Source organism: Gemmatimonadota bacterium, assembly GCA_026705765.1.
Classification (GTDB): domain Bacteria; phylum Latescibacterota; class UBA2968; order UBA2968; family UBA2968; genus VXRD01.
In genome coordinates this window covers 1-9,175 of the sequence record JAPPAB010000062.1, presented here as the reverse complement: position 1 = coordinate 9,175, position 9,175 = coordinate 1, and the positions used below count along the sequence as shown (strand labels likewise).

General features: G+C 52.9%; 4 protein-coding genes. All 4 read right to left on the bottom strand.

All coding sequences use genetic code 11. From position 1 onward, the window contains the following. Window positions 1–74 precede the first annotated feature (74 nt). Window positions 75–3,284: a UvrD-helicase domain-containing protein gene (locus OXH16_08700; GenBank protein ID MCY3681465.1), complete on the bottom strand. Its 3,210-nt coding sequence runs from the start codon at window positions 3,282–3,284 to the stop codon at window positions 75–77. Continuing rightward, a complete protein-coding gene (locus OXH16_08695; protein ID MCY3681464.1) occupies window positions 3,281–6,256 on the bottom strand; it encodes a PD-(D/E)XK nuclease family protein in 2,976 nt (991 codons plus the stop codon). The genes OXH16_08700 and OXH16_08695 overlap by 4 nt, the downstream gene beginning before the upstream one ends. An 11-nt stretch (window positions 6,257–6,267) precedes the next feature. Beyond that, window positions 6,268–8,730 (bottom strand): ABC transporter permease, encoded by a 2,463-nt coding sequence (locus OXH16_08690; GenBank protein MCY3681463.1) that lies wholly within the window; start codon window positions 8,728–8,730, stop codon window positions 6,268–6,270. Window positions 8,731–8,975: 245 nt separating this feature from the next. Continuing rightward, window positions 8,976–9,175: zinc ribbon domain-containing protein (locus OXH16_08685; GenBank protein MCY3681462.1), on the bottom strand; the 200-nt coding region annotated here is incomplete at its 5' end.

Below are 9,175 nucleotides of genomic sequence, written 5' to 3'. Positions count from 1 at the left end.
TGATTTTGTCAACCTTGCTTTTTGTCCGAATACCCTCTGTGTCCCAAAGAGTTGTCAGGAAAAAAAAGAACAACTTAAATGGCTATAAATTCACGTCTTGCCGTCAGCCACAAACCCTTTGCGACAACTGTTTCTCCGGTGAATTTCTCCCAGTGTCTGGCATAGGTGTTCACCTGGTCGGCTGTTTGTTCGCACAGGACTCGTACATCTTCGTCGGTTTTTACCACATTGGTTTTGTAATCGACGATTTTCCATCCTTCAGGAAGGCGATAGACCAGGTCGATGACGCCGCGGATAATTTCGCTGGCGTTGTCCTCTGCCTGCGATACGGCAAAGGGGACTTCGGTATAGACGATTTCCGATGCCTGTATTTCCGTCCAGATCTCCGAGTTGCAAAATTGCTGCAATGCGTCCAGTGCGTGTGGTAGAAACCCGGCGTCTGCTCCCGTTTCCTGTAGCAGATGGATGACGTAAGGTGTGGGATCGTCGGGCAATCGTCTGTTGATGACATCGTCGAATATCTGGTGGATCACGATGCCATACGCTGCTCCTTTGCCTGTTGCTGATCGCCCTTCGTCCGTATATGTGATGTCCGCCCGGTCATCTGTTACCTGCGCGACTTTAAACGATTCTTTTTTCACAGCTTGCCAGAATACATCTCTTTGCTCTCGTTCCAATTCTACAGACGGCGTTTTGGTTGATGGCGTTTCTGGGATGGGATGCGATGAATGGGCGTCGTACGCCAGTTCGGGCACGTTTTTTAGATGGGGATAGAGCGGCGACCACGGTCCATGGTCGGGTTTTTCCTCGTAGGTGGATACCACGAGCAAATTTTCCGCGCGCGTTGCCGCTACGTAGAGCAATCGCAGTTCTTCGCCTTGCAAAAATCGCGTTTCTTCGGCTTCGGCGTCTTCCCAACCCACAGGTTCGGCGACGACTTCGCGTTGATATGGTCCGCGGGGTTTTGTAATGGGCAATGCCAAAAAGGGTTCGTCGCGGGTGCGGGATACGTGAAACTCGGGACCATAGCGCGTGTAACTCGTGTCATAGGGGTCGGCGAGGAAGACGATTTTGCCCTGTAATCCCTTGGCCTGGTGCAGGTTCATCAATCGCACGACTTCTTCCTGTGCGGAGGGAATGGTCATTTGTTCAATTTTGTAGTCTCTGTCGTCAATGAGGGCGCGCAGTTCGGTCACTACCTGTCCCCAATGCATTCCCTGAGCGCTCCACTCGCGGACGAGAGATAAGATGCGGATGAGATTGCCAGCATGGGTTTCTCCCATGGGCAGGGTGCGCACAAAAGGCAGGAGGCCAAGTCTTTCTACACAGCGCGCTATGGCGGTATCTGGCGATAGGGATTGCAACCATTCCGACGCTTTTTGGAGATGGTCATAAGCACGCTCGAATGTTAGATATAATTCTCGATCCATTCCTTTGGGTAGATCGCGTGTCCAGTTGAAATCACCGCCTGCTTTTTTGAATGCATAGAGGGTATCATCTCCCAGGCCGACGAGGTCTCCCCGCAAATAGGCGAGTAGCGGAAGCGGATTGTCGGGCATATAAACGGTTTCCAAAAAGTCCGCGAGTGTGTGCAATACGTCTGCTTCGCCAAGGCGATTGCCTCCCGTGATTTCAAAGGGAATACCGCGTTCCTCCAGAGCCTGGGCGTAATGAGACAAATAGCCAGAGGTGCGCGTTAAGATGAGAAAGTCGCCCGGCGATGCGCTGGCGTCTTCTCCGTTAAATTCTGTTTTGCCTTCTATGGCCGCTGCGATGAAGTTTGCAATCCGTCTGGCGTCTTCCTCGGCGATCTGGCTTCGGCTGTTGCGATAGACTTTGTCAATTGAGATTCGGCGGACGGCCATATTTTCGCCATCGGGTCTGTATTTGAATAGCGGAGCAAATTCGGCTTGATAGGGTCTTTCATGCGCGGTGAACAGGGGTTCAAATGCCGCGTTGATCCAATCACAGAGGTGGCTCACTGAGCGAAAGTTCGTGTTCAGGTTGACGATATCGCCATTGGTGTTGCCAATGCGGTTGCGGACGAGGTCAAAGGTTTCGACATCCGCGCGGCGAAAGCGATAGATTGATTGTTTGCCGTCGCCGACTAAAAATAAGCTGCCCGGGCGGGGTGTGAGTTTGCGCCAATCGGTCTCTTTCAGGTTCTCGCCGGTTAGATACAGCAATATTTCGGCCTGGATAGGATCGGTGTCCTGAAATTCATCTACGAATAGGCAGCTATATCGATCCTGAAAGTGGTGGCGCACTTCGGGGTGATCGCGCAGTAATCGCGCGGCCAATTCGAGCAGGTCTTGAAATGTAAGGCGTCCGGTTTCGCGGCGGGTTCTGGCGTATTCTGCAACTGCGTCATCGACAAAGGGGGCAGCGAATCGGTAGATGTATTGCCGCCATCTGGTGAGGGTGGGGTTGAGTATTTCGGTTTGAAATTCGGGGAATAAGGTGTCTCGCAAGTGTTTTGCAAAATCCTGGTTGGGCGTCCAGCTTTTGAGGGTGACACCGAGGTTCCCGCTGAGTATTTGCAGGAGCTCGATGCGATCCGCGTTGGACTGAATTCCCCGGTTCGACAGGAATAATCGCGCGCGCACCAATGCTGTCTGGAGGGCATCGCGTCTGCCGGGGAGTGGATCGGGGATATGGGCTTCCATGCGTTGCAGAAATGCTTCAAGTTCTGAAACTGCGGTTGATAAATCGGGTTTTTGTACTGAGTCGGGTACGAGGGGTACATCGCTGAACTGGTAGCGTCTTTGAAAAAATCCATACAGGTCTTCCGGGCGCAGACCCAGTTCTTCAAATTTGACGAGTCGCGGGTCTTCGGATAGAAAACTCTGCTGGACAAATTGATCCCACGCTTCGCGGCGCATGACGGCTTCTTCGCGTTCTTCGACTTCTGAAAAGTCGGGTGGCAGGCCCGCTTCAACTGGGCGTTCGCGCAATAACTGGCCGCAGAATGAGTGTATGGTGCCAATAAAGCATTGATCTACTTTTTCGAGTGCGGCTTGAATGCGTTTCGATGCCTCACCGTCTGCTTTTTGGGCGCGCGATTTTAATTCACTGAAGAAGCGCCCGCGCATTTCACCCGCTGCTTTGCGCGTGAAGGTGATTGCCGATAGTTGATCTACGGGTACGACACCTTTTTGCACCGCGTTCGCCATCCGCTGCACCAGCGCATGGGTTTTTCCCGCACCTGCTCCTGCGAGCACCATCATATTGCGATCCAGTGCGTCAGCTATTTGATCGCGTGCTTGTTGATCTTGAAGGTTCATATTCCCATCCAGCTATTCAGGCTGTCCAATAAGGGCGCGAAGTCGGGGTCGTCGTCCATTTTTTCACGTGCGTCGGCGAGGGCGTTGGCGTCCAGGCGTTCTTTGCTGCAGACGCGGTTGTAGATGCAGTAGTCGCATTCCTGGGATTTTTGTATGTGAAAAAATCCACCCTGGGATACCAGTTCGAGCAGGGGGCGCAATACATTGGCGAGTGTTTCGGGTTCTGGCGGCGTTTCTGAAAGCCGACGTCCGTGTTCTCTGTCGCCGGGAAAGACGTAACCGGATAATTGTACGCGGCCAGGTTCGCGTTGTTGTCTCAAGATCGAGTTCAGGGCATAAGCGTACAGTGCCCATTGCAAATGCGTGCCGCGTTTGAGCAGGTCCTGTTCGTCGTATTGCGCCATGGATCCGGTTTTGTAATCCCATATTACAAAGTTGTCTTCGACTCGATCTACGCGGTCAATGCGTCCGCGGATGCGAATCGCGATGTCTTCTGTGAGTTCGAGTGTCACAGGGGGTTCGCAATTCAGCCCGCCCGATTCGCCAAATCCGAAGCTTATTTCAAATCCGATGGGGTCGGCGTTTTTTTGCTCGGACTCGACGGATAGAAATACTTGCGCGGCTTGCGATAGGCGTTTGACGTCGGCGCGATACGCCGCTTCGTGTTCAACGGGGTGGGTTTGTTTTTTGGCTTCTATTTCTTTTTGTAGAAGTTCACGAATCAATGTTCCATGCCGTTCGCGGTCAGGGTGTTCGCCTCGCGCTTTCAGGGTTTGCATGAATTTGTGAAATAAGCTGTGTAGCAAAGCGCCATAAGACAGGGGGTCGAGCCATCGCGTGGGGTCGGTTTCGGCTTTTTCTATGGGTTGTATTTCGAGTACGTGGTTTAAAAAATACCGGTATGGGCATCGGGCGAGCATTTCCAGTTTTGAGGGTGAAAAGATGCGGTGTTGTGCGGTAATCGCCAATTCGGGTGCGGGCTTACCCAGCCACCCATCATAGGTCGTCAATCCCTCCCATTCGCGATTGCGGCGCGCCTTTTGTCCCGCAACCAGATAGGGAAAGGTCCGATTCATAATGGAGGCGTAATTGGCAGAAGGGTAATGTGCCAGCATTGCCTCTGCGTCGTCCAGTGCCTGTGCAGCGTTTTCGGGCAAGGCGCGTGCAATAGGTACAGGGGTGATGTTCATCTGTTCGGCGGCTTGCTGAAAGAGCGCGGCGGGATGGCGTTCCCGGCTGTCGGATAGGCTTCGATGGCAGGACAATAATGTCACTTTGCTATATGCCATGCCCAGTACGCGAATGAGATGCCACACTTGCTCAGCGGGTCGCGTGCGGCGTAGTTCCAGTTCACCGGATACGCCCGAGCGCTCGCCGTCTAATAGTATTGGGTCTTCTGTTGCGCCACCGGGGAAGGTGGCTTCGTCCATGCCCGTGATGTAAATATGTGCGCGATTGGTGTATCCCGCGCGCGAAAGCGGGGCAATAGCCAGATGCCCGGGTTTGGCTGCTTCGGCTTGGAAAGAAAGGTTGGCGGTCAGTTCAGATAGACGGTTTGCCAGTCGGCGCACAGATGCTTTGCGGCGCACAGATTGAGCTATGTGGTGCAGGCGATCCCGGATCGCGATGAGGATCTCTTCTTCGGCGTTTGCAAAGTGTGCGAGAAATTGCAAGCCGGCATTAACCAATGCGTTGAGCGATACACCGGATCCGCTGGGGATTAGAGCGAATAAACGATTGAGTTCTTCTTCAACAGCTTCGATTTCCTCAAGGGTTAATCCGCGATGGCCGGTTTCCGAGTTTTCGGTGTCTCTATGGCGCAGGTCGGCTTTTATCTGGTTCAGGGCAGTAAAATAACGTCGGGGGCCTTCGCCTTCGCCAATATGCGCTTGTTGGAGGACGGTTGCCATTACAGGTGCGCCTTCAGAGGCGATCAGGCCCGCGCGGCACATCATTACGAGTTCGTCTGCGGGGTATCCAGCGCCTATCCATCGATAGAAGTTCACCAATGCGCGACCGGTTCGGGTTGTCGCTATCGGAATGCCTTCGGCAAATGTGGCGGGCAGGTCAAATCGTTGAACCGCATCGCACAACAGGCTCACATAGGGCATTTCTGAGGTGTATGCAATTTCGACGGTGTCCAGGGGGATGGTTCCCGATCTGATGTCGCGGAATACGGTGCTAATTTCTGTTTCTGTGCCCAGGGTTTCGCACAGTTGGATTTGAGATTTGTCTCTGGGGTTTAATCCCGATGCGGATATGTTTCCGCCTACTCCGATTTTGCCCGTGGCAGTGGGATAGGGCGCTTTTTCAAAGCGTTTTGCTGCACTGTGTGGCGGGGGCGATACACCCATATTATTTCGCCCGATGCGGCAGATATAACCCTCTGTTTTTTTACTTATATAAGAGAATGCCAGCGCGGGTAATGGGGTTTCGTCCAGGATGGCATAGTGTGTGTTTTGTGAAGGTGTTAGATGTTTCAATGCACGTCGATACAATACGGCGTTGTCGTAGAGCTTGTCTTTTTCAAATGTCGCGCAATACGTTTGATAAAGTCGCTGTAATACCCGATGCCGCGTGCCTTTCTCAGAGAGCGAGTCGGTTTCCAGTTCCAAACCCGCTGCCCGCAGGACGCGCAATGTGCGCAGAAAAGGGCGCGCGAGCGCAGTGGCCTGTTGCGCGAAGTATTCATCATCGATTTCACGCACGGCCTGGGGGATCATTTCGTCCAGATAGAATAAGTCCGCGTCTTGCGCCATGCGCGAATACCCTTCCTCGATGAGATGGGCTCCCGCATCTTTTTCCGCGAGGCTGCGCGGGGTTTCGATTTGCAAGTTCAGCCACGAATATCCCGTTGCCGCAAGTGCGATTGCGAGGTCGTGTCCGGTGGTCATGGTGGGAACGATCAGGACTTTTGCGCCGATTGGATGCGCGTCACAGAATGCTTTTATTTGTGCAAGGTGGTATTGCATGGGATTATTCCTTATTCATATCGCAATGTCTCAGTGGGATTTGTTCGGGCGGCTTTCCACGCCTGTGTGCTTACGGTTAATAGCGCGATTCCCAATGTCAGGAGGCTTCCCAGGACAAATGGGGTTGCGCCGAGTTCGATTCGATAGGCGAAATGCTGCAACCACCGTTCCATTGCCAGATAAATAATCGGATAGGCGATCAGGTTTGCTATTCCGACGAGTATGACGAAGTCTCTGCACAGCAGTATTACGAGATTCCAGACGGATGCACCCATTGTTTTGCGTATCCCGATTTCTTTTGTGCGCTGTTCTGCGGTGAAGGCTGCCAGTCCCAATAGTCCCAGACACGCGACAAAGATTGCGATGACAAATGCCGCGCTGAATATTTGTCCCGTGCGCTGGTCGTCCCGATACCAGCGTTCCAACGGGTCGGACGCAAAGGCGATTTCGGGCGAGCGGGTGGGGAGAAATTGCGTCCAGGTGCGTTGTAGAAATGCCATTGTTTCGGGTGCTGGTCGAATCCGCATGGAGAGGTGGCTGAGGCGATACCACGCGGCTGTGATGACCAGTGGTTCGATGGTTTCGTAGAGGGGTCGATAGTGAAAGTCTTTGACTACGCCGATCACATGTCCTTTTCGAACGTGTGAGTTCAGTATTTTTCCTCTGGGGTCTGTCCAGCCAAATACTTTTGCTGCTGTTTCGTTTATGACGAATAGTTCTCCGGGTTTGCCGCGTCTTTCCCACGCGCGTTCCGCATATGTGCGGTCGTAATTTCGCCCGGATAGCAGGGGTATGTCGTAGCAGTCTATAAATGCCTCGTCTGCGCCAAATACGCGTACTTCAACGCCCCGGTTTGGGTCGCCTTCTGGGAAGAACCACTCGCGGTTAGGCCAGCTGTTTCCCGGCAAATGCGATGTTGCAGATACGGTTGTGATGTTCGGGTGTTGTGAGAATGCGTCTTTTATCTGAAGATATCGCTTTTGCAACTGTCCGCCATTGCTCTGATATCGGTCTTGTCGGAAGATTGAGGCGACGACGACTTCTTTTTTGTTAAATCCCAGGTCTTTTTCCCGTATCAATCGCATCTGATCGGCTACAATGATGGTTCCTATGATCAATATAATCGAGATGGCAAATTGCAATACGACAAGTCCTTTTCGCACGCGGGCTGGGGCTGATCCGGCTTTGATCGCTCCGCCTTTCAATACGGTTGCGGGTTCGAAGGCAGAGAGGTAGAGTGCGGGATAGCTTCCGGATATTAGCCCGACGAAGAGGGTGATTCCCAGGATCCAGAGGATTAATCCGCTGTTCAGGGTGAGGTTTTCTTGCACAAATGCGCTGAACGGGGGTAGTGCGAGATATACCAATCCGAGTGCTATACAGGCGGATAGGGCTGATAAGAGGAGGGATTCGCCAAGGAATTGTTTTATGAGATGGGAGCGATATGCGCCCACGACTTTTCGGAGTCCCACTTCTTTCGCGCGGCTGGCGGATCGGGCTGTGGAGAGGTTCATGAAGTTGATACAGGCTATTGTGAGGATGAAGAATCCCACGAGTCCCAGCAGATAGATTTGCTGTATGTCTTTGTAGGGTCTTCCCGCGTCGCCAGTAAATCCGGCCATATCGACTTTGGAATACAGGTGCATGCGGGAGACGGGATGGAGATAATAGCGCACGGTTTCGCTTTCGTCTTCTGCGATTTCCGCGTAGCGTTCGACGAGTTCTGGCAATTTGGGGGCGATGTCTTCGGGTTTGGCTCCGGGTTTCAGGCGCAGGTATGTGTTTGCCGGGCGCGAGTACGCTGGCGGCAACCAGTGATCCCACGATCTGCGCTGGCGAACGCCCTGTGGCATGGTGGCGGTGATGAAGTCATATTGAAACCGCGAGTTGTGGGGTGCTTGTCGTATTAAGCCCGTGATTTGATATGTGCCGCCAAATAGGTTGTGATCTACTGTGATTGTTTTGCCGATTGGATTGATGGTTCCGAAAAATTTCCGGGCGATGGGTTCTGTTATAACTACTGAAAATGGGTCCTGTAATGCGGTCTGGGGATCGCCTGTCAGGACTTCGATGCCGAAGAACGCGAATACGTTGGGGTCGCTTAGCCAGAACATCTGTTGAAATGATTTTTCCCCGGCGTTTATCCAGCGGAGGCCAGCCCAAAAGCGCGTGGCGTCTTCTATTTCTGGAAATTCTTCGGGCAGTACGGTTGCCAGTGGTCCCTGTTGCCCCGTGTTCCACGCTATCCGTCCGTTTGCATGGCGGGTTTGCTTCATGACGCGGTAGGTGCGCGCTACTTCTGGGCGAAACCGGTCGTAGCTCAGTTCATAGGCGATGTAGATCGCGAGCAATACCGCACACGCCATTCCGAGTGCCAGTCCCGATAAGTTGATCAATGAATAGCCCGGATGTCTCAGGAGGTTGCGGATGGCGATGGTGAGGTAGTTTTTTGCGAGGTAGAGGGTTTGTTTCATGGGATATAGGTATAAAGGGAGAAGAGAGGATCCCGTCATCGCGGCATGCAGTTGAGCCGCGATCCAGAATGTTTTGAACTGTCATCCAAAAACCAACGCCGCTCGCCGCGCGAATTAATTATACGATACCTCTCCTGATAACAGAATTAAAATCCGTCAACCACCCCCGGCTAAAGCCTGTGGGCTTGTCCCTGCCACATGATTCCCCCGGTGGTTGACACCACCATTGGGGGTATGGCGAGACTTTAGGCTTGTTGACACAAAGCCTTTGCTCGGATATTCCGAGCAGCGTTGCGGTCAGCATGGTCTTTATGACCACACACTTTGCATCTGAAGGATGCCTGGGTTTGTCTATTGCCTTTTTCACAATGTCCACACTCGGCACACGTCTGGCTGGTATATTTGGGGTCAACAGGTTCTATGCGGATACCAGCACGCTTGGCCT